At 69.1% G+C, this 23975-nt stretch carries 34 protein-coding genes; 29 read left to right on the forward strand and 5 right to left on the reverse strand.

Translation table 11 applies throughout. The annotated features are described in order from the left end of the window. Positions 1-509: 509 nt before the first annotated feature. The 3 genes from IEY79_RS05650 to IEY79_RS05660 form a co-directional block, all read right to left on the reverse strand. Positions 510-1643 (reverse strand): tyrosine-type recombinase/integrase, encoded by a 1134-nt coding sequence (locus IEY79_RS05650; protein ID WP_189106182.1) that lies wholly within the window; start codon positions 1641-1643, stop codon positions 510-512. Between the two features lie 249 nt (positions 1644-1892). Then, positions 1893-2120: a hypothetical protein gene (locus IEY79_RS05655; protein ID WP_229700672.1), complete on the reverse strand. Its 228-nt coding sequence runs from the start codon at positions 2118-2120 to the stop codon at positions 1893-1895. Between the two features lie 186 nt (positions 2121-2306). Beyond that, entirely contained in the window at positions 2307-2717 is a 411-nt protein-coding gene (locus IEY79_RS05660; RefSeq protein WP_229700673.1) for a helix-turn-helix domain-containing protein, read from the reverse strand. 235 nt (positions 2718-2952) lie between these two features. On the opposite strand from IEY79_RS05660, the gene IEY79_RS05665 reads away from it, so the two are divergent. The 26 genes from IEY79_RS05665 (at position 2953) to IEY79_RS05790 (ending at position 20516) form a co-directional block, all read left to right on the forward strand. After that, positions 2953-3405, forward strand: a complete 453-nt coding sequence (locus IEY79_RS05665) for a hypothetical protein (protein WP_189106184.1) — start codon at positions 2953-2955, stop codon at positions 3403-3405. 122 nt (positions 3406-3527) lie between these two features. Further along, positions 3528-4088, forward strand: a complete 561-nt coding sequence (locus IEY79_RS05670; protein WP_189106185.1) for a sigma-70 family RNA polymerase sigma factor — start codon at positions 3528-3530, stop codon at positions 4086-4088. Continuing rightward, positions 4085-4870 (forward strand): BN159_2729 family protein, encoded by a 786-nt coding sequence (locus tag IEY79_RS05675; protein ID WP_189106186.1) that lies wholly within the window; start codon positions 4085-4087, stop codon positions 4868-4870. The genes IEY79_RS05670 and IEY79_RS05675 overlap by 4 nt, the downstream gene beginning before the upstream one ends. Next, a complete protein-coding gene (locus IEY79_RS05680) occupies positions 4867-5877 on the forward strand; it encodes a hypothetical protein (protein ID WP_189106456.1) in 1011 nt (336 codons plus the stop codon). Before IEY79_RS05675 ends, IEY79_RS05680 begins: the two co-directional genes overlap by 4 nt. Continuing rightward, a complete protein-coding gene (locus tag IEY79_RS05685; protein ID WP_189106187.1) occupies positions 5874-6167 on the forward strand; it encodes a hypothetical protein in 294 nt (97 codons plus the stop codon). Before IEY79_RS05680 ends, IEY79_RS05685 begins: the two co-directional genes overlap by 4 nt. Next, the gene (locus IEY79_RS05690; protein ID WP_189106188.1) at positions 6164-7678 is read left to right on the forward strand and encodes an AAA family ATPase; all 1515 of its coding nucleotides are present in this window, start codon (positions 6164-6166) and stop codon (positions 7676-7678) included. Before IEY79_RS05685 ends, IEY79_RS05690 begins: the two co-directional genes overlap by 4 nt. An 80-nt stretch (positions 7679-7758) precedes the next feature. Then, complete coding sequence (locus IEY79_RS05695) at positions 7759-9231, forward strand: UvrD-helicase domain-containing protein (RefSeq protein WP_229700674.1); 1473 nt, start codon at positions 7759-7761, stop codon at positions 9229-9231. Next, on the forward strand, positions 9228-9527 hold the full coding sequence (locus IEY79_RS05700; protein WP_189106190.1) for a hypothetical protein: 300 nt from the start codon (positions 9228-9230) through the stop codon (positions 9525-9527). Before IEY79_RS05695 ends, IEY79_RS05700 begins: the two co-directional genes overlap by 4 nt. Beyond that, positions 9524-9817 carry a WhiB family transcriptional regulator gene (locus tag IEY79_RS05705; RefSeq protein WP_189106191.1) on the forward strand — a complete coding sequence of 98 codons (294 nt, stop codon included), beginning with the start codon at positions 9524-9526 and terminating at the stop codon, positions 9815-9817. The genes IEY79_RS05700 and IEY79_RS05705 overlap by 4 nt, the downstream gene beginning before the upstream one ends. An 81-nt stretch (positions 9818-9898) precedes the next feature. Then, positions 9899-10285 carry a YfdP family phage-associated protein gene (locus IEY79_RS05710; protein ID WP_189106192.1) on the forward strand — a complete coding sequence of 129 codons (387 nt, stop codon included), beginning with the start codon at positions 9899-9901 and terminating at the stop codon, positions 10283-10285. Beyond that, positions 10285-11109, forward strand: coding sequence for a DUF2303 family protein (locus IEY79_RS05715; RefSeq protein ID WP_189106193.1), 825 nt, complete (start codon positions 10285-10287; stop codon positions 11107-11109). Before IEY79_RS05710 ends, IEY79_RS05715 begins: the two co-directional genes overlap by 1 nt. A 67-nt stretch (positions 11110-11176) precedes the next feature. Next, on the forward strand, positions 11177-12157 hold the full coding sequence (locus IEY79_RS05720) for a hypothetical protein (RefSeq protein ID WP_189106194.1): 981 nt from the start codon (positions 11177-11179) through the stop codon (positions 12155-12157). Continuing rightward, the gene (locus tag IEY79_RS05725) at positions 12154-12858 is read left to right on the forward strand and encodes a zinc finger domain-containing protein (RefSeq protein WP_189106195.1); all 705 of its coding nucleotides are present in this window, start codon (positions 12154-12156) and stop codon (positions 12856-12858) included. The genes IEY79_RS05720 and IEY79_RS05725 overlap by 4 nt, the downstream gene beginning before the upstream one ends. Then, a complete protein-coding gene (locus IEY79_RS05730; RefSeq protein ID WP_189106196.1) occupies positions 12858-13184 on the forward strand; it encodes a zinc finger domain-containing protein in 327 nt (108 codons plus the stop codon). Before IEY79_RS05725 ends, IEY79_RS05730 begins: the two co-directional genes overlap by 1 nt. Beyond that, positions 13181-13375 carry a helix-turn-helix domain-containing protein gene (locus tag IEY79_RS05735; RefSeq protein WP_189106197.1) on the forward strand — a complete coding sequence of 65 codons (195 nt, stop codon included), beginning with the start codon at positions 13181-13183 and terminating at the stop codon, positions 13373-13375. Before IEY79_RS05730 ends, IEY79_RS05735 begins: the two co-directional genes overlap by 4 nt. Before the next feature lie 63 nt (positions 13376-13438). Then, positions 13439-13933, forward strand: coding sequence for a single-stranded DNA-binding protein (ssb, locus tag IEY79_RS05740; protein WP_189106198.1), 495 nt, complete (start codon positions 13439-13441; stop codon positions 13931-13933). 17 nt (positions 13934-13950) lie between these two features. Continuing rightward, positions 13951-14313, forward strand: coding sequence for a hypothetical protein (locus IEY79_RS05745; protein WP_189106199.1), 363 nt, complete (start codon positions 13951-13953; stop codon positions 14311-14313). Next, positions 14313-14504, forward strand: a complete 192-nt coding sequence (locus IEY79_RS05750) for a hypothetical protein (protein ID WP_189106200.1) — start codon at positions 14313-14315, stop codon at positions 14502-14504. The genes IEY79_RS05745 and IEY79_RS05750 overlap by 1 nt, the downstream gene beginning before the upstream one ends. Further along, positions 14501-15184 carry a VWA domain-containing protein gene (locus tag IEY79_RS05755; RefSeq protein WP_229700675.1) on the forward strand — a complete coding sequence of 228 codons (684 nt, stop codon included), beginning with the start codon at positions 14501-14503 and terminating at the stop codon, positions 15182-15184. Before IEY79_RS05750 ends, IEY79_RS05755 begins: the two co-directional genes overlap by 4 nt. An 11-nt stretch (positions 15185-15195) precedes the next feature. After that, the gene (locus IEY79_RS05760) at positions 15196-15741 is read left to right on the forward strand and encodes a 3'-5' exoribonuclease domain-containing protein (protein WP_189106202.1); all 546 of its coding nucleotides are present in this window, start codon (positions 15196-15198) and stop codon (positions 15739-15741) included. 75 nt (positions 15742-15816) lie between these two features. Further along, positions 15817-16353, forward strand: coding sequence for a hypothetical protein (locus IEY79_RS05765; protein WP_189106203.1), 537 nt, complete (start codon positions 15817-15819; stop codon positions 16351-16353). Continuing rightward, positions 16350-16928, forward strand: a complete 579-nt coding sequence (locus IEY79_RS05770) for a hypothetical protein (protein WP_229700676.1) — start codon at positions 16350-16352, stop codon at positions 16926-16928. The genes IEY79_RS05765 and IEY79_RS05770 overlap by 4 nt, the downstream gene beginning before the upstream one ends. Next, entirely contained in the window at positions 16925-18064 is a 1140-nt protein-coding gene (locus tag IEY79_RS05775; protein WP_189106204.1) for a DUF6011 domain-containing protein, read from the forward strand. Before IEY79_RS05770 ends, IEY79_RS05775 begins: the two co-directional genes overlap by 4 nt. Next, complete coding sequence (locus IEY79_RS05780) at positions 18061-19224, forward strand: hypothetical protein (RefSeq protein WP_189106205.1); 1164 nt, start codon at positions 18061-18063, stop codon at positions 19222-19224. The genes IEY79_RS05775 and IEY79_RS05780 overlap by 4 nt, the downstream gene beginning before the upstream one ends. After that, positions 19221-19592, forward strand: coding sequence for a hypothetical protein (locus IEY79_RS05785; protein WP_189106206.1), 372 nt, complete (start codon positions 19221-19223; stop codon positions 19590-19592). Before IEY79_RS05780 ends, IEY79_RS05785 begins: the two co-directional genes overlap by 4 nt. Before the next feature lie 93 nt (positions 19593-19685). Next, on the forward strand, positions 19686-20516 hold the full coding sequence (locus tag IEY79_RS05790; protein WP_189106207.1) for a hypothetical protein: 831 nt from the start codon (positions 19686-19688) through the stop codon (positions 20514-20516). Between the two features lies 1 nt (position 20517). Here IEY79_RS05790 and IEY79_RS05795 read toward each other — a convergent pair whose 3' ends face one another. Continuing rightward, on the reverse strand, positions 20518-21036 hold the full coding sequence (locus IEY79_RS05795) for a hypothetical protein (protein WP_189106208.1): 519 nt from the start codon (positions 21034-21036) through the stop codon (positions 20518-20520). A gap of 118 nt (positions 21037-21154) precedes the next feature. On the opposite strand from IEY79_RS05795, the gene IEY79_RS05800 reads away from it, so the two are divergent. Next, complete coding sequence (locus IEY79_RS05800) at positions 21155-21820, forward strand: HNH endonuclease family protein (RefSeq protein WP_189106209.1); 666 nt, start codon at positions 21155-21157, stop codon at positions 21818-21820. 574 nt (positions 21821-22394) lie between these two features. Here IEY79_RS05800 and IEY79_RS05805 read toward each other — a convergent pair. Next, positions 22395-22718 carry a DUF6233 domain-containing protein gene (locus IEY79_RS05805; protein WP_189106210.1) on the reverse strand — a complete coding sequence of 108 codons (324 nt, stop codon included), beginning with the start codon at positions 22716-22718 and terminating at the stop codon, positions 22395-22397. A 306-nt stretch (positions 22719-23024) separates the two neighbouring features. Here IEY79_RS05805 and IEY79_RS05810 point away from each other — a divergent pair, with 306 nt between their 5' ends. Further along, complete coding sequence (locus IEY79_RS05810; RefSeq protein ID WP_189106211.1) at positions 23025-23486, forward strand: Panacea domain-containing protein; 462 nt, start codon at positions 23025-23027, stop codon at positions 23484-23486. Further along, a complete protein-coding gene (locus IEY79_RS37240; protein ID WP_229700677.1) occupies positions 23486-23965 on the forward strand; it encodes a hypothetical protein in 480 nt (159 codons plus the stop codon). The genes IEY79_RS05810 and IEY79_RS37240 overlap by 1 nt, the downstream gene beginning before the upstream one ends. Positions 23966-23975: the final 10 nt, after the last annotated feature.

The raw sequence follows: 23975 nt of genomic DNA on the forward strand, positions 1-23975 counted from the left end.
GAGACTTCCCCTTGTGTGTCGGCCGGCCGACTCCGGCCGACTCGTGCGAGTCTGTGATGTCCCCCGCGTTCTCGGCCTCCTCCCGGCCGGTCTCGCTGGCGACATGAGAAACATACGGCGGCACCAGGTCACCCGGCATGGGCCCCAAGGCCCAACCCCAGGCCCAACCAGCGCATTGGGCCCTCGCTCCGGACGTCCTGGGATTCGCACGCCATGAATATCGGCACGTCACGGGGCAATAACGGGATACCGAGCCGGACATGAGGAAAGCCCGGCAACTCCTGAGAGCTGCCGGGCTTCCGACCTGCGATCCAACTGCTGTGGGGCTAACAGGATTTGAACCTGTGGCCTCATCCTTATCAGGACTCTCGTCTAAGTCCGCCTGCTCCCCTGGTCAGCGCTGTGCGGCTCTGACCAGCGTCTACATCGCTCTACACGGACCGGCACACCCTCTACACGGGCCAGCACGGGTACCCGCTGGGGGAATTCTGGGGGAGTCCTGGGGGAGCTCACGCCACCAGCCGCAGGCGCTGACCCTGCCCCCTCTTCTTGTCCTCCAGCGCAGCCAGGACCTGGCCGGCCACGTTCGCCGCCGCGTGCGTGTAGAGCCATGTCACCGCAGCTCCGCGCTCATGCCCGAGGACCTCCTGGACCAGGACCTCGGGCATCCCGAGAGCATGGAGGCGTGAGGCGAAGGCGTCCCGCTGGTCCCGCCACTCCGGCCACCAGTCCGTCCTCTTCTTCTCCACCGCGCGCGGTCGCCCTGTCGCGTCGTTCATCTCCTGGACCGTGACGACCTTGACCGTCGGTCGGGCGACTCCGGCCCGCTGGATCGCCTTGACCCACGCCCGGTGCACACCGGAGCGGCGGACCGGCGACCGATGCGGCTTGCCCTCCCGGTTCATCCGGTTGCGTCCGTGGAAGACGAGCTCCTCCTCGCGCATGCCGTCGTCCGGCTCGGACACCGCGAAGCTTGCTCCGGGCTCCTGGTCCAGGAGGTCACGGAGTACCCGTGCAGCCAGACCGGTCAGCGGTACGGTGCGCATTCCCGCGTAGCTCTTCGGGTACTTCTTCCGCTTGACCTTGCCCCTCGGCTCGATGAGGACTTCGCGGACGTGGAGCATGCGGGCCTCCAGGTCGACGCGGCACCATCGCAGCCCGGCCAGCTCCCCGAATCTAAGGCCCGTTTCCTGCGCGAGGATCTGCAAGGCGTGCATGTGCTTCGGCAGGTTGGCGCGGACGAGCCAGAGCTGGGCGTACGTCGGCGGGCGCTTCTCCTCCGGGTGCTTCGGGGGAATCGGCGGGAGCTTGATGCCCTCCGCCGGGTTATAGGGGACACGCCTGTCCCGCCGGGCGGCTTCCAGCATCCTGTCCAGGACCTGGAAGACCTTCGTCACCGACGACGCCGCCAGCGGACCGCCGTTCTTGTCGTGCAGCTCGTTCACCCACGTCTGGATGCCGAGCCAGTCGAGCTCGTACAGCGCCAGCGACCCGAACTTGGGAGCGATGTGGTTCGTGTATGCGCCGTGGTCGCGCTGGAGCGTGATCTCCTCCCCCGTCTGCGTCGGCCACCAAATACGGTGCCAGACGCACAAGGTGATCTCGCTGCGGGAGGGGTCGATCCACTCCCGTTTGCGGATCATGGTGCGCGTCTCCTCGAGGAAGGCGACGGCTTCGTCATAGGACGGCTTGAGCTTGCTGAGGGGCTTTCCGCCCGGTGCTGTGTAGCGGGCCTCCCACGAGCCGGTGTGCTCCGTGGCAGGCGGCCGGTTCCCCGGGTACTTCCTGAGGCATGGCGGGCAGCCGCATTTCATTGACGGGCTGGGCCGCGGATTGTTGGTCTGTCGGGTCGTCTTCTTCGTTGGCGTACGCACCACGTTGTACCTGCCTGATCAGGGTGTGGGTGCGCCGGTGGTGCTGTGCGGGAGGTCGGGCTCGGTGGGGAGCTCGATCGGGTCACCGCAGAAGCAGCGGAGGCCGGCGCCGGTGGTCGGGGCGCCGAGGTCGGACAGGAGTGCGCGCAGTTCCATGATCAGGTCGTGTGGGTGGGTGCCCCGTTGGACGGAGATGGTGATCTCGTCCGGGTCCCAGACTGCGGTCTCGTTCTGGCCATCAACCACGGCGATGAGCATGCACACAGGTGTCCCCCCAGAGATCACGATGGCTGGAAACCGCAGCGGGAAGACAGCGGGAATTGGAGATTACGCCTGTGTGCGTCTTGTGGAGACAGGTTCGGATTTTTAGTTGAAAGCTCCTTCCATTCAGCGAATTGCCACCAAAATCCAGACATACTTAGGCAACCCTTACTATTTCCCCGAACCCATGGTTCCGCGCAGCAGCTCCGCATGCTGAATCAGCGCGCGCTGCCCCTGAACAGGAAGGCTCCGATAGATATCGAGAAGCTTCCGCTCACGCTCCTCGACCGCCGGCCCGGGAACCGGTCGGCCACTGGCCTCGACCATCTGTCGTGGAGTTACATCCGCGCCCCAGCCACGCAGGGCGTCCGCGAGAAGCCGGAGGTCGTCCATCTTGATGCGCGATGTACCGCGCGTACGTGTCAGCCAGCTGTTGAGGCGCGAGTAGTTGATGCCCGTCTGGGTCGCCAGCTCCTTCTGCTCGCGCCCCGTCTCGGCAAGGAGACGGAGGAGTAGCGCAGGCAGATCCTCACCGTTGGGCGTGGGGCCCTCGGTGTTGGGGTCGTGCTGGCCGGTGGTCACAGAGAAGAGGATCGGGCATGCGGGTCTACATCCGCAAGTAGAACGTGGATTGTGCGGGCCCCTTCGGGGGACTGGCCGCAGCACGCCTCTCGGTCTACACGCGCCCCTGTGCGCCCCCGCATGACGATCAACCGGACATGCCGCACAGACCGTTGCCTCAATCCACATCCACATGTAGATTGTGGATTGCGGGATCACAGGGACCCCGCAGTAACCGAGGTTCACCATGCGCCGATTGGACAAGGGAGTGCCCCTCCGGGCCGCGATGGCAGCGGCCGGCCTGGACATTCCCACCCTCGCAGCCAAGACGGGCCTGAGTAAGACACTCATCGGCTTCACCGTCGGCAAGGGCCGTTCCGCTCGCGAAAATTGCAGCGACCGCACGGCCGAGCTCATCGCCAAGGCACTCGAAGTGGAGGTTGACGCTCTCTTCGAGGTCGTTAATTTCACGCTCACTGAATCCACATCCACACGTGGAACGCGGATTCTGGCGAGTCGATCGCCGCTGCCGGACCGCCTTATGGACCAGCAGGAGCTCGCACGGTTTCTCAAGAAGTCGTCGACGTGGATCGACCGGCAGATCCGGATGAATCCGGAATGGCCGGGCCTGATTTACGCGGGCCGCGCCCGCCGGTTCGACCCGTACGCCGTCGTCGACGGCCTGCGCCCCGAGCGCACCTCTGCCTGACACATGCGCGGGGTCGCCCCGCACGCCAGCACCAGGCGACCCCGACCGACCACACACCACCCGAACAGAACAGGAGGCGGGCCTTGAAACCACAGGCTAGCCCCAAGATCCAGCAGCCGGGAGTGGCCGAGCCGGAGATCCTCCGTCTCGCCCGCACCGGCGACAGCAAGGCATTTGCCGCGCTGTACAACGAGCACCACGAGACGGTGTCCCGGTACATCATGTTCCGCGTCCGTGACCGGCACCTCGCGGAAGACCTGACGTCGGAGACGTTCCTCCGCGCACTGCGTCGCATCTCCACCTTCAGCTGGCAGGGCCGCGACATCGGGGCCTGGCTGGTCACGATCGCCCGGAACATCGTCGCCGACTACTACAAGTCGAGCCGGTTCCGGCTGGAGTGGCCCACCGGCGAAATGCGCGACATGGACCAGATGGTCGGGGATTCTGCTGACGTCGCCCTCGACACCCTGGCCAAGTCTGACGTGCGCGAGATCGTCCGGACGGCCGTGGCCCGCCTCAACACGCGTCAGGCGACCGTGATCCGACTCCGGTACCTGGAAGAGCGCTCGATCACTGAGACGGCCGCCGCGCTGAACACGACGACCGGCGCTGTCAAAACGATGACCTTGCGCGCCATGCAGAACCTTCAGCACTCGCTGATCGACATGCGAGGTGTGGCATGAACAAGAACATTCCCCACGTCATCGCCACGATTCGCGAGGTCACCGGTTTCACGCCGGACGCCGCGAATGCCCTCGCGCAGGCGCTCAACAAGGCCGGCCTCCTGGCCGACCGGTTCGCCACGGCTGGGATTGTCCTGCGTAAGCACTCGGCGACCGGGACCTGGACTCGCCAGGCCACGGCCGCCGTACGGCCGGTGACCGAGCTGGAGCAGCAGACGGCTGCCTGGGATGCCTCGTGCGCCAGGGCGACGGTGCTTGCCGAGAAGATCGAGCGGGAGTGCGCGGAGGGCACCGGCTTGATGAGCGTCCGTACGGACGGCGATCGGCTCCTTGTATCTGTGCAGGTCACCGAGGCTGGACAGTGGGCTTCCTGGCGCACGTACCTCGGAATCACCGTGGACGTTCCGCAGACTCTCCCCTACGCGTATTGCGGTGAGGGGCACCGTGACGGTGTTTCCGTCAGCGTCCTCGCGTACGACGCTCCGCAGGTCGAGGCGAGGTTCACGGCTGCGGCGAGGATGCCGTACCGGCACGGGGGCCAGCTGTACGACCTGGCGCTCCCTCAGCGCGACTCGTCCGGCGCGGTGTGGGACTTCCACAGCACGCGTACGGACGGGATGCCGATGCTGTCGATGCGTGGCGTAGACCCGTCGGCCGCCCCGGTTCCGCTGTCGAACGTGGTGTACCACGTGGGTCCGCTGGTGGCCGTGCGCGAGCAGCTGCCCGTGCCGACCGTGCGCGAGGCCCCCCAGGTCGCTGCCGGTGCGGAGGTGTCGGCATGAGCACCGCGATGCCCCCGGAGCAGGACGAGATCCGCGTCCGCATCAGCCTCGACCACTACGACCTGGCGCACCCGGGCGACCGGCAGACGCAGGTGTACGTCACCGTGCCCGACGTCGTCCGCGTCTCCTACATGCTGCCTGCCCACTTCTACGAGACCATGCGCGACCAGGCATGGGGCGAGGTCCTGGACCAGGCCCACGGCTACTACACAAGCGCCGTGTGGGCAGACACCGACGCGGCCTCGAAGGCGAAGCTGCGCGAGTGGCTCGGGGTCGACGAGCACCGCGACCAGCTCGCCGACGCTCACCGCCAGGACCACATCCGCCGTGACCCGATCGCGCGCGGCCTTCAGACCGAAGTGGCAGTACTCAAAGCCACCGTCGCCGAGCTGGAGGCGCAGCGCGAGCGCCGTCGCGGTCGGCTGGTCGCCCTCCAGAACGACGCGACCAACATGCGGGGTGCCCTCTCTCCGAACGGCCAGCCGCGCCGAGTGCCGATGGAGCTGGGCGAGACGCTGACGCCGGCCGTCGAGTGGCTGATTGCCCGCGTCGCCGAGCTGGAAACCGCGGCGGGGGTGGAAAACGACACCCGCGAGGGCGAGTCCACTCCGCTGATCGTCTACCGGGCGGTCTACGAGCCACCTGGCCAGCCAATCCCGCTGGGCTGGTACACGACAACTGAGGCGGCACGAGCGCATTGCGAGACGGCGCTCAGGTTCGACAATCCGGCGCACGTGACGCTCGACCTGGACTGGATCGGCGACGAATCCGAACCTCTGGACCCCTGGGAGCTGGTTGCCGCCGTCGACGGCTCTGACGAGCAGCCCACGGGCTACGTCGTGACACCGATCGAGGTCGCTTCGACGTACGACCCGGACGCCGACGAGATGACCACCGCCGACCTCTTCACCGGCGACGAACTCCGCGAGATGGACCAGGCGGACGAGGCACGGTTCGACGCAGAGGACGACGCCCGCAACGCGGCCGAGGCCGGTGAGGACGAGTGAGCGCCTACACCCGTGCCTACCAGGGCCTCGTCCGGGGCGGCATGACACCCAACGAGGCCGCCCGCGTCCTCGCCGACCTGCGGCAGGACACCGGCACCGAACTGGGCACTGCCCTCCGGGTCCACGCCGCCGAGCAGTACGCGCCCGCACCGGCCGACAGCCGGGCCATCCACCGGCGGAAGAAGGCGCAGTTCGGCGCGATGTGTCGCGGCGCCGACTGGATCACCACGGCCGCCGCCGGCCCCAGCACCACCATCCCCGCACAGCGCAACACCGGGAGCACCACATGACCACCTTCACCTTCGCCCCGGCGACCCGCGAGACCGCCAAGGCCCGCATCGGTCTTCAAGGCCCCGGCGGCTCCGGCAAAACCAAGTCGGCCCTGCGCATGGCCGAGAAGCTCGCCGACGGCGGGCAGATCGGGCTCATCGACACCGAGCGTGAGAGCGCACTCAAATACGCCCCGGTCCCCGGCAAGCCCCACCTCGGCGGCCACGCTTTCGGGCACATGCCGATGACCGTGTGCAGCCCGGAGAACTTCATCGCGGCCGTCCGCGCCGCCGAGGACGCCGGGATCGCCGTGCTCATCGTGGACTCGTGGTCCCACTTTTGGGCGGGCAAGGGCGGCCTCCTCGCTCGCGTCGACCAGGAGTCGAAGAAGCCCGGTCACTACGGCGGCTCGTACACCGCGTGGGCTCCGGTCAACGACCTGGAGCAGGAAATGCTCGACGCTCTCCTCGGCTTCCCTGGCCACGTCATCGTGACGATGCGCACAAAGAACGACTACGACATGCAGGGCAAGACCGTCACGAAGGTCGGCGTCAAGACGATCCAGCGTGAGGGCGCCGAGTACGAGTTCGACGTCATCATCGACATGGTCAAGGGCACCGGCACAGTCACCAAGACCCGGTACGACGGTCTCGATGACCTGTCGGTCCATCACCCTGGCCCGGAGCTCGCAGAGACGATCCTGGAGCAGCTCGGTCAGGGCGTCGACCCCGTGACAGTCATCGTCGACGGAATCGCCAACGCCGATCTCACGCTCGACGGCGTGCTTCAGCTCCAGGGGGACGCCGCCCGCCGGCGCCTGATGCAGACCGGGCTCCTGCACCCGGGCACCGGCACCCCGACCACCATCGCCGCGCTGCTCCAGGAACGCCTGGGCGACATCGTCACCGGGCTCTTGGGCGACGAGGCATTGACGTACTCCGGTGCGCTCGACCTCTACCGCCGGGCGGACACCGGGAAGTGGTTGGGGGTGCCCCGGGCCCTTGAGTCGGGCGAGACGACGACGCTGGGCGACCTCATCAAGGAGCGCGGCACGGCCCTCAAGCCCGCCGAGTCTTCCGCCGAGGCGACGACATCGCCCGCGGTGACGCCCGAGACGCCCAGCGAGACGCGGGAACGGGGGCTCCGCGCCGCGATGGAGTCGGGACATCCCGAGGTCGAGGAGAGCGCGTTCCGAGAGCTCGTCGATCCCCCTTCGGAGGAGTCGGCTCCGGGCAAGCCCGAGGCCTCTGCCTCCGGACTGGCGACCAGCCCGCAGATGCGGAAGATCTTCGCCTCCTTCAAGGAGCTCGGGATCGCCGACGACCGCGAGCGGCGCCTCAAGGCAATCGGCCTGCTCATCGGCCGCCGGATCAGCACTCAGAACGAGCTCACCTTCGGCGAGGCGTCGCTGGTTGTCGAGGCGGTCGTCGAGTTCGAGGGCACGGCCGACGGCCCCGAGCGCTTCAAGGCGTACCTGAACGAGCTCCTGACGAAGGCCCAGGCCCGCGACCGCGAGCCCGCCACCGTCTGACGGTCCACCACACCGCGGGGCCTGGCCGTCCACCCCCCGGCCGGGCCCCGCACCACCCAGAAAGGAGGAGCACCACAGTGGTGGACCCAACTCCAGAGCAGCGAGAAGCGATTGCCACGTACGGCGACGGCATCGACTGCGTACTCCAGGCCGGCGCAGGATGCGGCAAGTCGAGCACGCTCAAGATGATCGCCCGCTCCGACCGGCGTCGCCTGATGACGTACGTCGCGTACAACAAGGCGATCGCGAGCGACGCCAAGCGCAGCTTCCCGCAGAACGTGGTCGCGAAGACCGGCCACGGCCTGGCGTTCGACCCGCGTCACCTGCCGCGCCTGAACCGGCCGCGCCAGACCGCGCACGTCGCCGCCCAGGCCCTGGACGTCAAGCGCATCCTCGGCGTCATCGGCTCGACTCCGTCCATCGCGACGGACCTCGGGCCGCTGAAGGCCATGACGTACAAGATCATCATGCGGGTCGCGCTCGACACCGTAGAACGCTGGTGCCAGTCCGCGGACCCCGAGATCGAGGCCCGGCACGTCCCGCAGTACGACGGCCTCACCCGGCCCGAGCCGCGCGCCGCGCTCCTCGCCCTGGTCCTCCCCGTCGCCCGAGCAGCGTGGACCGACCTGCTTGCCGAGGACGGCGTCCTCAAGATGTCGCACGACCACTACCTGAAGATGTGGGCCCTCTCCGGGCCGAAGCTGCCGACGGACGTCGTGCTCCTCGACGAGGCGCAGGACACCAACGACGTCCTCGCCCGCGTCCTCCTGGACCAGGAGCACGCGCAGCGCATCGCGGTCGGCGACAGCTCGCAGGCCATCTACGAGTGGCGCGGTGCCAAGGACGCGCTGAAGCAGTTCGTGCGCGAGCTCGGAGCCCCGGAGCTGACGCTCAGTCAGAGCTTCCGGTTCGGGCCAGCCATCGCCGAGCAGGCCAACGTGTGGTTGCACGTCATCGACGCGCCGCTCCGTCTTACCGGTTACGAGCGGTGCGAGAGCACGGTCGGGCCGATCGACGACCCCGACGCGATCCTCTGCCGCACCAACAGCGGTGCCATGGGGATCGTGATGGAGTCCCTGTCGGCCGGGCGGAAGACGGCGCTCGTGGGCGGCGGCGGCGACATCAAGCGCCTCGCCTGGGCGGCCGAAGCGCTCCAGTCCGGGCAGCCCACGGACCACCCGGAGTTGATGGGTTTCGCGTCCTGGGACTCCGTACGGGAGTACGCGGCCGAGGAAGACAACAGCCTCGAAGTCCTCGTGAAGCTCATCGATGAGCACGGTACGGACCGGATCGTGGAGGCGGCCGACGCGCTCGCCTCGGAGGACCACGCGGACCTGGTCGTGTCGACGGCGCACAGGTCCAAGGGCCGGGAGTGGCCGAAGGTCCGGATTCACAGCGACTTCCGGGCGCCGAAGCCGGACCAGCGGAGCGGGCTCGTGATCCTTCGCCGCGAGGAGGGGCGGCTGGCGTACGTCGCAGTCACCCGAGCCCGCGAGCGCCTCGACAACACGGCACTGGCCTGGGTTCGCGACGTGACGGCGGTGGAGGCATGACGGGCTCCGAGTACTTCACGGTCGGGATCATCGCGTGGCTCGCCTGCCTCGCCGCCAGCATCAACCTGGTCCGCATCGCCGCTGGCATGCCGGGCGACGAGGACGACGTCGAGCTCACCGAGGACATCGCGCAGCCGGCCGACCCGCACATGGAATCGCTCCTCACGGTCCAGGCCGGTGTTGATGCCCCCGCGCGCGGTCTCGACCCGGACCTCGCCCTCTGCCGCGAGCTGTACCCCGATGCTCCCGCCTGGCCTGACGCGCACACCTCCGCCGGAGAGGACGGCACCTCATGACCGACACCACGGAGTGGATCCCCGAGGCCGCGTGCATCGGTCCCGACAGGGACAACTGGTTCCAGGAGCGCAGCGTCACCGTCGACGCGATCGCAGCAACCCTGTACGCCCGCCGCGTCTGCGAGAACTGCCCGGTGCGCGAGGCGTGCCTCGACGCCGCGCTGGCCGAGGAGGGCGGCTGTGGCCGCGACTCACGGCACGGCATCCGCGGCGGCCTCGACGGCGACGAGAGGCACACCCTCGCCCGGCGCCGTGCCCGCGCGGCCCTCGCCGCAACGGCGCCCCACTGAGACCTGGTGCGCGGCCGTGCCTCCCCATACCGGCCGCGCACCAGCCCGAACCCCCCAACTCCCCCTTTTAGAAAGGCGCACATGACCACCAAGACCACCGCCGAGGAGCCGGAGCAGACGGTCGTCCGGCCGTTCGCCGCGTTCCTCCAGGAGCAGTCCGGCGGCCAGTTGCACGACGAGCTGTCCGAGAAGCTCCACGGCCTGATCGAGGCCATCAAGGAAACCGGCAAGGGCGGCTCGATCAGCCTGAAAATCGACATCAAGCCCATCGCCGGTACCGACGGCCGGACGCTCACCGTCACGGACTCGGTCGCCGCGAAGCTCCCGAAGACCGAGCGCCCGAAGTCGATCTTCTTCGCCACGGACGACGGCAACCTCTCCCGGTCTGACCCCCGCCAGCCCGTCATCACCGGTCTGCGCGAACTCGACACCCCCGCCACCAAGACCCAGCTCAGGAGCGCCAACTGATGAACCTCAGCGGCAACAACACCGAGGCCCAGGCCGTCATCGACGTCGCCCAGGCCGCCGTCGCGCCGAAGGCCCTGGAGCCCGGCAAGGTCCACGTCGTCGCCCTCGGGCGCGGCGAGTACCGCCAGATCGATCTCACCGGCCCGGAGCACACCGGAGTGCCCGCTCGGAAGTCCGGCACATCGATCGTTCGCGACGTCGATTCCTTCGTGGCGTACTTCGAGAAGCACGGCGACGACGACTCCGAGGTGTACGCGGACGTCGAGCAGCGGACCATCACCGCGGTCTTGGACGCTCACTCCGCGGAGGGCGCCCGCTGGGGCCGACACCGCCTCCAGCTCCAGCTCCGGCACACCCCGGCCTGGCTCGCCTGGACCAAGGTCGACAACCAGCTGATGCCGCAGAAGGACTTCGCCGAGTTCATCGAGGACAACCTCCTCGACCTGGTCGAGCCCTCCGCCGCGACGATGCTGGAACTGGCCGAGTCGTTCGAGGCCACCACGTCCGCCGCGTTCCAGTCGTCTCAGCGGCTCGACAACGGGCAGCGCCGCTTCTCCTACACCGAGGAGATCAGCGCGAAGGCTGGCCACAAGGGCGACATCGTCATCCCGGCCACGCTGAGGCTCGGCCTGCGCCCTTTCGAAGGCTCCGAGCCGTACAGCGTGAACGCGCGCTTCAAGTACAGCCTCGCCAAGGAGGAGTTGAAGCTCGGCGTCAAGCTCGACCGCCCCGGAGACGTCCTCGCCGCCGCCTTCAGTGACATCCGGACGCTCATCGACTCCGACGTCCCGATGGCCGTGCTGAATGGCGCCCCGCTCCGCTAGCCACTGGTCCCGCGCGGCCGGTCGCTCTGGCCGGCCGCGCAACCCCCCGCACCACCTGAGGAGTTCCGTGGGCAGCCGCCTGTACGTCGAGGTGCTGGACTTCGCACCGGAGACGCTGACGCATCGCGAGAAGCTGTTCCTCGCGGTGCTGGCGGACGACGCCCGTGACACGACGCGGATCACCTGGTCCAGCGTCGAGTCCCCGAAGACGCTCCGACGCGGGAAGGTGTCCCGCGCTCAGGTCTACGAAGTGATCAAGGCCCTCATCTCGAAGGGGTGCCTGGAGCGGATCAGCGCGGGCCAGAAGAACGGCGTCGCGAAGTACCGGATCCTCCCTCTTCAGTCTCCGGAGATCCCGGACGCTGACACCGACGCTCAGGGTCCGGATTCTGCGGACACTGACCGGTCTCAGAGTCAGGGATTCCCGGACACTGACGCAGCGTCTCAGTGTCAGGAGTTCCCGGACACTGACCCATCTCAGCGTCCGGAAACTCCTGACACTGACCCCGAATCCCAGTGTCCGGAAAACCCGGACACTGACGAGTCTCAGTGTCCGGAAATCCCGGACGTCAGTGTCCGGGAATCCCGGACGCCTACTCTCTCTCCTCTCTCTACAAGACCTCTCTCGTTCGGTGACGACCCGTCGGAACCTGCCGGTCAGGACGACGCGGAACCCGAACCGGAGATCGAGGCAGAGATCGTCACCGCGCAGGTGATCGTCGGCGAGTGGCTGGAGCGCGTCCCGAAACGCCCGCCGAGCTCCGTCATCGGCCAAGTCGCCAAGCAGGTCCGCGTGCTCCTCGATGAGGACCACATCGAGCCCTACGACATCCGGCGCGGCATCGCCACCTGGATGAAGAAGGGCCTCCACCCCTCGACCCTCCCCAGCGTCGTCAACGAGGTCATGAACGCCATGCCCGCCGGCGCCCCAGCCGCCCGCCGGGCCCCCGGCAACAACCTCTTCGACCCGGCCAGCGGAACCACCGTCTTCGACCGCGCCCGCGCCCGAGCCGCCGCACGTACCGCGCAGGAAGGACCCACCCCGTGAACCAGGACGAAGCGATCATGCTCCTGGAGTACGTCTCCGCCGCCTGCCCCGCCCAGCGCGTAGGCGAGTTCACCCCGGATGTCTGGGGCGAACTCCTCGCCCCGTACGACCTCGCCGACGCCCGCGCCGCCGTCCTCGCGGTCGCACGCCGCCAGCCCTTCGTCAGCCCCGCCGAGATCATCACCGAGATCCGCGAGCGCCGAGCCGAGCGCATCGAGCTGGCGCACGTCGTCTACGACGGGGACCCGGGCGAGACGGGCATTGAGTCGGCGCGCTCCGTACGCGCCCTCCTCCGCGCCGCCGCCGACGGCCAGATCCCGCCCCGCACGCCCTCCGTCGCCCTCGGCACCGCCGAGCGCCTGGCCCTCCCGCCCGGTGAGCCCGGCCCGTACGCCGGACGAGCCGCGGCAGCCCGCGCCGCCGTCGGCCAAGCGGTGCCCCGCGTCCGCGAAGGCGTCGTCAACCCTCGCGCGATCTCCTGCCGTCGCTGCCAGGCCATGCCCGGCGCCTCCTGTACCGCGGGCGGCCGCCGCATGACCGACGTCCACCCCGGCCGCCTCGAAGACGCACGTCGGACCGCCGCCGGCCTCCCCCCGATTGACCCCGCCGACGAGGAGCGCGAGCAGGCCCGACGCATCGCGGCTTCCGCCGCTCGGGCCGCCGCCGACACCACCCAGCCCGACTACGAGGACGCCACCTGATGGCCCGCCTCCGCTTCCCCCAGCTCGCAGTCCGCTGCTCCTGGTGCAAGGCCGCCCCCCGTGACCTCTGCACCAACCCGCAGACCGGCAAGCCTCGCGGCTCCGGTACGCACGACGCCCGCCGAATCGCCTGGGTCATGACAACCCCGTGCCCCGAGTGCCACGCCACCCCCGGCCAGCCCTGCACCGCCCACATCCGCGGCAACAACATCCCGCTCCCCGACGTCCACCCCACCCGCGCACACGCCGCCGAAGCCGCGTACGCCGCCCAGCACGCCCACGACCAGCAACTCCAGATCGCCATCAACCCGGACGGACACCGATGACCGAAGCTCTCCACGGCCCGGCCCGCGCCGAACTCCGAGACGACCTCGCCAGGCGCTACAACGCCGGCGCCTCCATCCGCAGCCTCCTCCCGTACGCCCAAGGCCGCTCGTACGGCTTCGTCTACCGCCTCCTCGTCGAAGCCAAGGTCGTACGACGCTCCCGAAACCAATTCCGACCTACCACCAAGTAACCAACCAGACAGACACCAGCCCAGCACCGGTTACTGCCGGTCTACGCGCAAAGGAACAGCACCGTGACACTGCCCACCATGACCGGGATCGGCCGCCTCACCGCCGACCCGGAACCCCGATACACCGCCTCGGGGAAGGCCGTCGTCTCCATCAGCCTCGCCTTCAACTCGCGTCGGAAGAACCCTCAGACCCAGGAGTGGGAGGACGGCGACGTCCTCTTCATCCGCGGTACGGCCTGGGAGCGCCTGGCCGAGAACGCGACCGAGACCTTGGCCAAGGGGATGGAGGTGCTGGTCACCGGGGAGCTGCGTACGGAGTCGTGGGAGAAGGACGGTCAGAAGCAGTCGCGTGCCGCTCTCTTGATTCGCTCTATCGCCCCCTCGTTGGCGTTCAGCGTCGCGACCGTGACCAAGGACGCACACAGCGTGAATGGGGCGCAGAGCGGCGGCCAGGGGCGTGGAGGGGCGCAGCAGGGATCTTCCCAGCGGTCGCGCCCGACGCAGCCGCCCCAGGACGACCCCTGGGCCACCGGCACACCCAACGAGCCCCCGTTCTAGAACCGGAGATCACCGACATGCGACTCATCCCGTTCGCCGCGGCGTTCCTGACGACCGTCGCTCTGCTCACCGCCTGCGACAACGAGCCCGACCGGGACGACTGCGACATCGAGGCCGCGGCTCCGGCCGTCGCCGCCCTGGCGCTTCCTGGGAAGACGTCCGGAGGTTCGAGTGGAGGCTCCCGCTCCGGCAGTTCGAGCAGCTCGGGCAGCTCGGGCACCAGCAACAGCAACGGCGGCAGCACCGGCGGCACCTCGGGCGACTCGAAGCCCGGCAAGGCCGCAGAGCCGAAACCCGTGAAGCAGGAGCCGGCACCCGCCCCGAAGAAGGGGAGTTCCGGCGGACACAGCAGCCACCACGACGACTGCGACGACGACTGATGGCCTGCCTCCTCACACTCCCCGGCGGCACACGCGACGCCTCCGAGATCGTCGAGGCACTCCTGGTGGCCGCGCAGGCCCGCGAGAACACCGCCCCCGAACTCTCCACCCGATGGCGCCTCATCGCCGACCAGATCGGCGACGCCCTCGACCAACTCCCCGCCCCGACAACCCCCCAGGAGCACCCGTGATCGACGTCAGCAAGGTCCCCAGCGGCCTCGTGAACCTCACCAAGACAGCAGCCGACAGCCTCCAGAAGCACGGTCTCACCGGCACCAAGGCCGCCGTCTACCTGGTCCTCGACCACTCCGGCAGCATGTACCCGCACTACCAGTCCGGTGCCGTCCAGCACCTCGCCGAACAGGCCCTCGGGCTGTCCGCCAACCTGGACGACGACGGGTCGGTGCCGCTGATCTACTTCGGCTCGCACGCCGTGGTCCAGGACGACGTCCGTCTCGACAACTACCAGGGCGTCATCGACCGCACCCACACCCGCGTCCACTGGGGCAGCACCAACTACCCGGCCGCGATCGGCGCCGCGACCCGCGAACACAAGGCCTCCGGCGCCACGGACCCGGGCCTGGTGATCTTCCAGTCCGACGGCGACCCCGACAGCGCACACGCCGCCGAAGCCGCGCTCCGCAGCGCGAGCCACGCCCCGCTGTTCTTCGCGTTCGTCGGCTTCGGCAAAAGCGTCGGCTTCCTCCAGCGGCTCGACACCCTCACCGGTCGCAGCGTCGACAACGCCAGCTTCTTCCACGCCGTCAACCCGCTGAACACCTCGGATGCCGACCTGTACGACGGCATCACCCGCGAATACGGGACCTGGCTCACCGCGGCCCGTACCGCTGGCATCATCCGCAATCACTGAGGAGCAGCACCATGCGCATCTTCTTCGACACCGAGTTCCTCGACGACGGCCGCACCATCGACCTGATCAGCATCGGCATGGTCGCCGAGGACGGCCGCGAGCTCTACGCCGTGTCCGCCGAGTTCGACCAGGCCGCCGTCCGCCGGCACGGCTGGCTCATGGCCAACGTCTGGCCCAGCCTGCCGATCGTCCGGAACCTGCCCGGCCAGCGCGGCCTCGACCGCCTCGACCTCGCCCACCCCGACGTGCGACCCCGTGCCCAGATCGCCCGCCTCGTCAAGGAGTTCGTCCTCGCGACACCGGACCCCCAGCTCTGGGCGTACTTCAGCGCGTACGACCACGTCGCCCTGGCTCAGCTCTTCGGCCCGATGAGCAACCTGCCGGCGGGCATCCCGATGCAGACCGACGACCTGGTGACAGAGGCGAAGCGACTCGGAATCCGGCCGGTGGACCTGCCCGAGCAGGCCGACGGGCACCACAACGCCCTCGCCGACGCCCGCCACAATGCAGTCAAGGCCGCGTTCCTCGACAGCATCGCCGCCCAGCGCCGCCGCTGAATCACCCGCCGTACGACCGGTCTTGGGGCGCAACACCTGTGTGCCCACCCCGGTGCCCCGAACCCAGGAGCACCGATGTTCGGACTCACCACCACCCGCAGCCTCCGCGCCGCCGAGCAGGCCCACGCCGCCGCATTCAGCGCACAGTTCCGCCAGACCATCCGCAGCGTGAACGCCCACTCCGCTACGAGGGCCGACCTCGCCGCCGCCAACCACGCCCTCACCGAAGTCTGCTCCGGGATCATCACCGAGCGCTTGCAGGCCGCCCGCGACCACGAGCACTACCGCCACCGCCTCACCCGCGCCCTCCAGGCCGTAGCCCGCTGGCGCACAGAGGCCGGCCGCGCCCGCCGCGAAACCCGACTCCTCGCCGAGCAGCTGCTCACCGCCACCTCTGGCGAGAACACCGCCGCCCGCCGCGCGCTCGGTCTCGACGTCGATCCGTGGCGGGCCGCAGTCGACGCGCTCAACACGCTCGTCGACGCCGGCGCAAGGCCCTACGCCTGGAACGACGGCATCGAGAGCGGCATCGGCAACGAGCGCATCGAGTACGCAGCCGGGCGCTGGCGCCTGGTCCACGACGAGACCAGCCAGCGGGCTGATGCCCCGTGAACCAGAACGTTACCGACGCTCAGATCATCAGCCTCCTCCACCGCGGGATGTCCAACACCGGGATCGCCCAGCAGATCCACTGCTGCAAGGCACGGGTCGCTCGCATTCGCCGGCGCCTCGGCATCCCGAACGTCCCTGCCCAACCGCTGACCCTGGAGCAGAAGTGGGCGGCGAGAACCAGGTCGGTCGACGGCGGGCACCTCGAATGGACGGGCGGTCGGCAGAGCACCAGCGGCACGCCGGTCATGCGGTACGGCGACAAGCTGCATACGGCTGCCGCCATCGCGTTCCGTATCCGCACCGGCCGTGAGCCGCAGGGGTACGCGTACGCCGAGTGCGGGTTCAACCACTGCGTCGCCCCGGCGCACGTCGACGATGAGCCGGCTCGCGCGAAGACCCGCGCGGCACTGCGGTACCTCACCGGTCTCGGTGAACGGCCGGCCAAATGCGGTCAAGGGCACGACCAGGCCGTCGAAGGCCGGTACACGCCGAACGGCCGGTCGTACTGCGAGGCGTGCAAGCGCGAGCGCCGGTCGGAAGAGCTCGCGCAGCGGACGCGGGAGCTCACCCGGTGACGCACACCGTCCTCCCGTCGGTCGTCGATCCGACCGTGCCTGTGGTGTGCGACGACTGCGACCGGCCGCTCACGGACCCCGCGTCCCGAGCGGCCGGTCGCGGCCCGGTCTGCGCCGCGAAGTACCACCGGCCCCGCGGCCGCCGTGAGGCCAGTCCCGACCAACTCACCATCCCGGAGGCCCACATGCCTGAGCCCACGAACCCCGCCGCCGCTGTGGAGGTGCGTGACCGGTGCCCGCACTGCGGTGACCATCAGCTCGTACCGCGCCGCCTGATGGCCGAGCACCTGGCCCGTCTGCACCCGGACCAGCCAGCACCGCGCGGACACTGCGGGAACGACCCGCGCACCGTCCTCAGCCCCGGCGACCAAGCCGCCATCGACGAATTCAAGGACTACCTCGCCGAGCGGAAGCGCACCGGGACCACCAGCCCTGCCGAGCCGGAGACCGATGAGGAGCGGGAGCAGCGCGAGGACCAGGAGGAGACCGAGCGCGCCCACGCGGCCGGGGACCACCGGTTCTGCGGGCCGACGTGCGAGGTCGAGTTCACCAGCGAGGCACTCCGCAACACGATCCTGGCCCGTGCGGTCCCAGGGTCGGCCGGGATGCTCGACGAGCTGCTGCGACGCGCGCGCGTCGCCGCCACCCCGAGCACCGCGGCCGAACTTCCCACCCCGCACGAGGCCCTGCACAAGCTCCGCTACATGCTCGACCGGGGCAAAGGGCGCGGCATCTTCGCCGAGTACTGGCGCGATGTCCTCGACCGACTGACCGACGGTCCGGTCGAGCCGTGCGACAGCGCGGAGCAGCACGACCGCGCGCAGCGGGCGGAAGCCGCGATCGAGCGCACGGTCGACCAGATGCGCGCGTACGTAGCGGCGGGCAGTACCGGTGTGAACCCACGCCAGGTGATCAACCTGTTGTCTCCGACGTGGCCTGACGGCAACTTCGAGGCACCGGCCGAGACCGAGGAAAGCCCGGCCGACAACCGCCGGTACTACGCCGTCGAAGCCGGTCTCGGCTGGTGCCGTCACTGCCCCCACTCCACCCAGGAGCCGACCCCGGTGCCGTGCACCTGCTCCATGGGCGCCCGCTGCTCCAACTGCCCCGACGACATCAAGGAGCCGACCTCATGACCGAACGCGCCCGAACGCACATCAAGGCGATCGTCCAGGAGCTCAAGGACGCGGCGACTCCCGGCGACGAGAGCACCGCTGCGGTGTTCGTGTCCGGCATGCTCGCTGGCCTGGCCATCTCCGTGCAGATCCTCGACGGCCAGACCGCCGAGCAGGCGATGCAGCAGATGGTCGGCAGCTTGGAGACTGCTGTCGGCAAGGCGTACCTCGACGGCACCCTGCCCGCGCCCGGCTCGGAAAAGCAGGACGCAGGGGTCGACTGGGAGGCCGTCGTCCGGCGGCGAGAGATCGAGCTGAAAACGGTGGGCGACGCGCGGCACCGGGCGGAGGACGTCGTCGCGCGTGCTCGCGCGCTCTGTATCACCTGGCGCGCCACGAGCATCCCGCTCGGCACCAGCATTTCCCGCTGGTGGGACGCCCGCCTGGTCGAACTCAGCGCCGCCCTCGATCCCGTGCCCGAGACGTGCTGCGTATGCGGCGGCCCCGGCGTCGTCTACCACAACTACCGTGAGCAGCCGTTCTGCTGGGAGTGCGCGGACTGCGGGTGCAACCAGGACCTGTGCGTACGGACCGACATCAACAAGACCGCCCCGGTCCTGACGACCGATGCAGCCCCCGATCAGAGCATCCCGCTCGACGTCCAGGTGCGGCAGGCACACGCCGACGCCCTGGCGATGATGCTCCCCCACGCCGACAGCTACCTGAGCGACGACGCTCGGCGAACGATGGCCCACGCTCGCCTCAACGTCTACCGGCGCGCTGCCGAGACGAAGGCAACCGTGGACCTGCGTGGCCGGTTGCAGGAGTTCGCCGACCAGCTCGACGACGTCGACCGCGAGGGCCTGCTCGATGTGATCGGCATGCCGCCGACCCCGGCCACCGGCGGTACGGCGGCCGCGCGCGAGGCCGTACGGATCGCGCGCGGCCACGACGCGGCCCCGCAATCACCCATCACCTTCGCCCATCCCACGGACGTACGGCCGCCAACCCCCGACGAGGCCGCAATCGAGCGCGTGCGCACCCTGCACCGTCCCGCCGACTACGCCGATGCGGGCATGCGCTGTGCCGGCTGCTGCGGCAGCGACCCGTACGTAGCACCCACGCCAGGGGCCTGCCCCACCCTGGCCGCCCTCGACGGACCGAAGGAACCGACCTCATGAGCAAGAAGAACACCGGCCGCCGAATCAGCGGCGACCCCCGCAAGACCGGCGGAGACATCGTCGGCCCCGGCGGACCCCGCGACCGCCACGGCGTCATCCTCGACGACCGGAACGCAGTACTCCTCGACCACTCCACCGTGACCCTCGTCGAAACGGCCAACGGACAGCCCGTGCTCGCCGCCCTCCTGGAGGGCCGCATCAACAAGACCACCGAGCGGGCCCGAACTCTCTACCTGATGAACGAGGACGGGGCGGCCGCACTCGTCTCCGAACTGCTCGCCCTGGCCCACAGGATCGGCCCCGAGTTCGGCGAGCGGTTCACGGCGCGGGTCCAGAAGTTGGTCGACGACGGGGCCTTCGGCTCCTGAGCATGCAGGAGGGGCGCGCCGCAAACGTCTGACCAGGACAGGCGCGCCCCCAGGTGCTGATCACCGTACCGCCCCGCGACACAGGAGCACGCGATGACCACCACCGACAGCACCATCAGAGCCCTCACCACCGTCCTCACCAACTGGGACTCGCTCCGCGACCTGCTCGACACCCGCAGCCCCTCCGTCTGGCCGCCCGCCGACCCAGCCGAGTACACCGCCCAACTCGACCAGCACGACGCCGCCGAAGTCGCGCTCACCCAGGAGCGGGAGCACCTCGTCCTCCGCGAAGTCGGCGCCCCGCTGCGCCTGCACGTCCTCGACACGATGCGCACGGTCGAGACCGCGCTGCTCCAGGTCGCCGACGAGATCGCCTCGGAGATCCAGCGCGCCGCCATCACCAGCAGCCGCCCCTCGTCGCTCGACCCGGTCCAGTTCGACATCGAGCGCCTGGCCGCACACGACGCCCGCGACCCCGCACGCTGGCGCTACAACCGCGGCCCCCGCACCGCGACCGCTGCCGCGCAGTGGCTCCGCGCCCGCGCCCACGGGGAGGCCGGCCCCTGCACACCCCTGACCGACGACCACTGGCAACTCCTGAACCGCGTCGCCAGCAATGCGGCGCGCCGCATCGAGCAGCTGCTGGGCGCCGAGCGCCGGCACGACGCCATGCCCCGCCCGTGCCCCTGGTGCAAGGGGCCGCTGATCCTCCACCACGGCGGAGTCGACGAGGCGGAGTTCGTCACCTGCGACAACGGGTTCGACTGTGCGGCACCCGTCCAAGTCGTCGGCGGCCGCCGCGCCTGGTCCACCCCGCAGCAGTTGGTCCAGCTGTACGCGGCGCTGGAAGCCGCCGAGCGGCGGGCACGACGCGCTGCGGCGAAGAAGCGCCAGCGGGACGCCTCGCGCGTAGGAGTGAACTGAGCTAGGGCACACGTAATGGGACGGGAGCTTCCTGCCCGTCCCACTGCACTAGAACCATCGGCGGAATGGCGTTTACCATGTCTCCGGCCATCATGAAGTCCACAACTTCACCAGGACCGAGCGTCAACCCCGCGGGCAGGTTGCCGATCAACGTGGGAATCTCCTCCGCGAAGTGCACGTTGTGGGCCGGGGCGGTTCCCTCGTTCGCCAATTGGAACCTGCTCCGACTGCGGTGGTGCAGAACCATAGCCACCTTGGGCGCAGCGGCCTCAGCCTCCGCAGCCCGCCGCTCCTCTGCTTCCCTGCGCTGCTCGGCCAGCGCTGCTTCGGCTGCGTCGGCGGAACGGCGGCCGTCGACAACCGATGCTTCTGCGGCCGCAGCCGACCGCCGGGCTTCCGTGACGGAAGCCTGCGCGGCGTCAGCCGACCGCTTCCCGTCTCCTCGTGCCTTCAAAGCCACGCCCAACGCCCCGGCCGCCAGCACCAATGCACCCCAAGCGGGCGCGTCTCCCCAATCCATGGCTGGGACCCTACTGGTGGTCTGCGTAGTTGAACCCCGGTATGAGAACTTCCCCCATGAGAGTGATCAGTCTGTGGAAGACCCTCAACTCCTCTACTGCCGCGCGTACCAAGAGCGCATGAACCTGATCACCCGCGGTCTTGCTGCCGCCGCCCTGCTCGCCCTGCCCCTCGCTACCACCACGCCGGCCGCCGCAGCACCCGAGCCCGCCGCGGCGCCGATGTCGCTCACGGCGAGCATCAACGCGCTGCCCACCGCCGACGAGGACCGAACCGGGTACCAGCGCACGAGCTTCAAGCACTGGACCGATGAGGACCGCGACGGCTGCAACACCCGAGCCGAGGTGCTGATCGCCGAATCCCGTATCGAGCCGACGATCGGGCCCGGGTGCCGGGTCACCGGAGGCGAGTGGTTCAGCTACTACGACGGCGAGACGTGGACCGCCCCCGGCGACGTGGACATCGACCACGTGGTGCCGCTCGCCGAGGCCTGGGACTCCGGGGCGTCCGCGTGGAGCGCGCAGCGTCGCCAGGCGTACGCGAACGACCTCGGGTCTGACGTCTCCCTCATCGCGGTCACGGACAACGCCAACCAGTCCAAGAGCGACCAAGACCCGGCCGAGTGGCTGCCGCCGCTCGCCGGCGTCCGCTGTACGTACGTCGCGGAGTGGGTGGGGACGAAGCTGCGCTGGAGCCTGGCCGCCGATCAGGCGGAGCGGGCCGCGCTCGCCAGGGTCGCCGAGGGCTGCGGGCAGCAGCAGGTGGACTACGCCCTCGCGCCGTAACCGCGTCACCGTGCCCGCCTCGGATCGGCGCCGGGGCGGGCGCTCGTTCGCCCGGACACGACAGAGCCCTTGAGCTGCGGGAACTCGAGGGCTTCTGTACCTCCGGGGGCGACACGGCAGTGTGCCGGAACTCGCCCCCATCGGGGCGAATGTGCGGATTCAGCCGCAGCGGATCGGCGGCGGAACTCGTTTACCGAGGCATGGATCGCGACTTCACCCCAGACCGTAGGAGCGCCTGGCCCCGGTTCAAGCATGACCACGAAATCGGTGGACGCTCTTGGGACTGCCAGCACTGCCATTCGCCCCGAGTCTTCCAAGCCAGTGGCGTGCGCCTTTGCGCCTCATGCGGATATCAACAGAAACCCACGGGCCAATGCCTTGCCTGCGGAACCCAGCTCTACACCAAAGGGGGCGCCTCCTCGGACGGCCTCTGCCGCCAATGCCGTCAGCGCGATGAAGAGGAGATCGCCAAACCAGACTGATCGCCAAAATGTTCGGCCTGTCGCCAGCCGACAGCGCGCCTCTTCCGAGATTACGCCCGCCCCAGCGAGTCCCCGGGGCGGGCGCTCGTGCGTCAGGACACCCGAAGCACCTTGTCTGGCTGGCACACGTCGCACGGTGTGGCACCGTCGGCCAGTGCCTCGATCGCCTCGGCCCGGTCCACCGTCTGCGTTGCCTTCCCGGATGCCCAGCAGTCCGCAGCGTGAAGAACCTGCCTGGTTCCGCTGGGCAGGCGCTGGACGATCCACCCGGGCGCGGGCGCCAGCGGTTGGTGTTGCGCGGCGGCGGTGCGCTGCTCCTCGTCGGCGATCCAGCGGTCTGTACGCGCGAGGTCCTGCGCCTGGACGCGGCGCAGGAAGCGCAGCTTGGCGAGCCGCTCGGCAGCTGAATCGGACACGCGTTCGAGTGTAGGTGGCAGGCATCCGGCAGCACGAAGCCCCGAACATGACAGTCGGGGGGCTTCGTCGCGCGGCCGTTTGGCGTGGACGCCTGGCCACCGACCGGGCCCCACCACGTCATTCTTTCGCCCCTCCGTTCGATGCGTCACGGGTTGTCCAGACCTTCACCCGCCCTCTTACGTGGACGGGCAAGTGACCGATACCGTGGGCCACCTGGGGGAAGTGCCGCGCTGCCCGTGGACCTGCCGAGTCGCGACTGGGGGCGACTCGCCTACGGTGAGCGAGGGGCACTAGAGGGGACGATCATGGCAGCGACAGCGTTAGACGTAGCCGCGTACATACTGGCTAAGGAAGCGCCGATGTCCGCGATGAAGTTGCAGAAGCTGTGCTACTTCGCCTACGGCTACCACATGGCGTGGGAGGACCGGCAGCTGTTCCCGGAGCGGTTCGAGGCGTGGGCCAACGGCCCCGTGGTCTACGAGCTGTACGACCAGCACCGCGGGAAGTACCGGCTCGACCACGGCGACATCATCGGAGACCCCGCCGTCTTGGATGACGACGAGCGGGAATCGGTGAACATCGTCCTGGAAAGCTTCAAGGCTTACACCGCCCACGAACTGTCAGCGATGACTCACCGGCCGGGCCCTTGGCTCGACGCCCGCAGGCGAGCCGGCGTCGAGGATGACCTCAAACGGAGCAACGAGGAACTGCGGGACGAGGAGATCGCCGACTTCTTCGGCGCGCTGGTGGGTCGCGAAGACGACTGATGCGCAAAGGGGGGAAGGCCAAACCGAAGAAGATCCAGCAGGTCCCGGACGCCACGGTCGCGGACCGAAAGCGGACGGGCGATCCGCAGGCGCTGTTACCCAGTGGAGCCACTTCCAGCGACCGGGTCTGCTGGCGATTGACTCATTTAGACATAGACGGTCCGTGGGGGCTGAAGTCTTTAGATCATGACCGGCTGCTACTTCTCCTGACGGACATGGCCAAGTTTGAGAGCCAGACGGTGAACGAGCTGTTCCATCAAGGTGAGTGGCCGGGGAAGTGCCATGACGTCCACGCCTTGCCGAACAGGGTGGCTTTGGCCCGACTTGACGCCCTTGGCCTGTCGGACATGACGAAGATCTGGAAGCTTCGCATCGGCGGCGCGGGTAGGCTCTGGGGCTTCCTGGTCGGCAACGTCTTCCACGTCGTGTGGTGGGACCCAGAACATGAAGTCTGGCCATCGAAACTGCGGAACACCTGACGAAGCCCCC

This window comes from Streptomyces camponoticapitis (assembly GCF_014646115.1).
Lineage (GTDB): Bacteria > Actinomycetota > Actinomycetes > Streptomycetales > Streptomycetaceae > Streptomyces > Streptomyces camponoticapitis.

Bases quoted from the DNA above. Each gene is read 5' to 3' on its own strand.
- IEY79_RS05730 (WP_189106196.1), top strand. From the start codon at position 12,858: ATGGCCCGCCTCCGCTTCCCCCAGCTCGCAGTCCGCTGCTCCTGGTGC.
- IEY79_RS05790 (WP_189106207.1), top strand. From the start codon at position 19,686: ATGACCACCACCGACAGCACCATCAGAGCCCTCACCACCGTCCTCACC.
- IEY79_RS05715 (WP_189106193.1), top strand. From the start codon at position 10,285: ATGAACCTCAGCGGCAACAACACCGAGGCCCAGGCCGTCATCGACGTC.
- IEY79_RS05650 (WP_189106182.1), bottom strand. From the start codon at position 1,643: ATGATCCGCAAACGGGAGTGGATCGACCCCTCCCGCAGCGAGATCACC.
- IEY79_RS05780 (WP_189106205.1), top strand. From the start codon at position 18,061: ATGACCGAACGCGCCCGAACGCACATCAAGGCGATCGTCCAGGAGCTC.
- IEY79_RS05705 (WP_189106191.1), top strand. From the start codon at position 9,524: ATGACCGACACCACGGAGTGGATCCCCGAGGCCGCGTGCATCGGTCCC.
- IEY79_RS05760 (WP_189106202.1), top strand. From the start codon at position 15,196: ATGCGCATCTTCTTCGACACCGAGTTCCTCGACGACGGCCGCACCATC.
- IEY79_RS05745 (WP_189106199.1), top strand. From the start codon at position 13,951: ATGCGACTCATCCCGTTCGCCGCGGCGTTCCTGACGACCGTCGCTCTG.
- IEY79_RS05680 (WP_189106456.1), top strand. From the start codon at position 4,867: ATGAGCACCGCGATGCCCCCGGAGCAGGACGAGATCCGCGTCCGCATC.
- IEY79_RS05785 (WP_189106206.1), top strand. From the start codon at position 19,221: ATGAGCAAGAAGAACACCGGCCGCCGAATCAGCGGCGACCCCCGCAAG.
- IEY79_RS05795 (WP_189106208.1), bottom strand. From the start codon at position 21,036: ATGGATTGGGGAGACGCGCCCGCTTGGGGTGCATTGGTGCTGGCGGCC.
- IEY79_RS05710 (WP_189106192.1), top strand. From the start codon at position 9,899: ATGACCACCAAGACCACCGCCGAGGAGCCGGAGCAGACGGTCGTCCGG.
- IEY79_RS05750 (WP_189106200.1), top strand. From the start codon at position 14,313: ATGGCCTGCCTCCTCACACTCCCCGGCGGCACACGCGACGCCTCCGAG.
- IEY79_RS05675 (WP_189106186.1), top strand. From the start codon at position 4,085: ATGAACAAGAACATTCCCCACGTCATCGCCACGATTCGCGAGGTCACC.
- IEY79_RS05700 (WP_189106190.1), top strand. From the start codon at position 9,228: ATGACGGGCTCCGAGTACTTCACGGTCGGGATCATCGCGTGGCTCGCC.
- IEY79_RS05690 (WP_189106188.1), top strand. From the start codon at position 6,164: ATGACCACCTTCACCTTCGCCCCGGCGACCCGCGAGACCGCCAAGGCC.
- IEY79_RS05735 (WP_189106197.1), top strand. From the start codon at position 13,181: ATGACCGAAGCTCTCCACGGCCCGGCCCGCGCCGAACTCCGAGACGAC.
- IEY79_RS05810 (WP_189106211.1), top strand. From the start codon at position 23,025: ATGGCAGCGACAGCGTTAGACGTAGCCGCGTACATACTGGCTAAGGAA.
- IEY79_RS05765 (WP_189106203.1), top strand. From the start codon at position 15,817: ATGTTCGGACTCACCACCACCCGCAGCCTCCGCGCCGCCGAGCAGGCC.
- IEY79_RS05800 (WP_189106209.1), top strand. From the start codon at position 21,155: ATGAACCTGATCACCCGCGGTCTTGCTGCCGCCGCCCTGCTCGCCCTG.
- IEY79_RS37240 (WP_229700677.1), top strand. From the start codon at position 23,486: ATGCGCAAAGGGGGGAAGGCCAAACCGAAGAAGATCCAGCAGGTCCCG.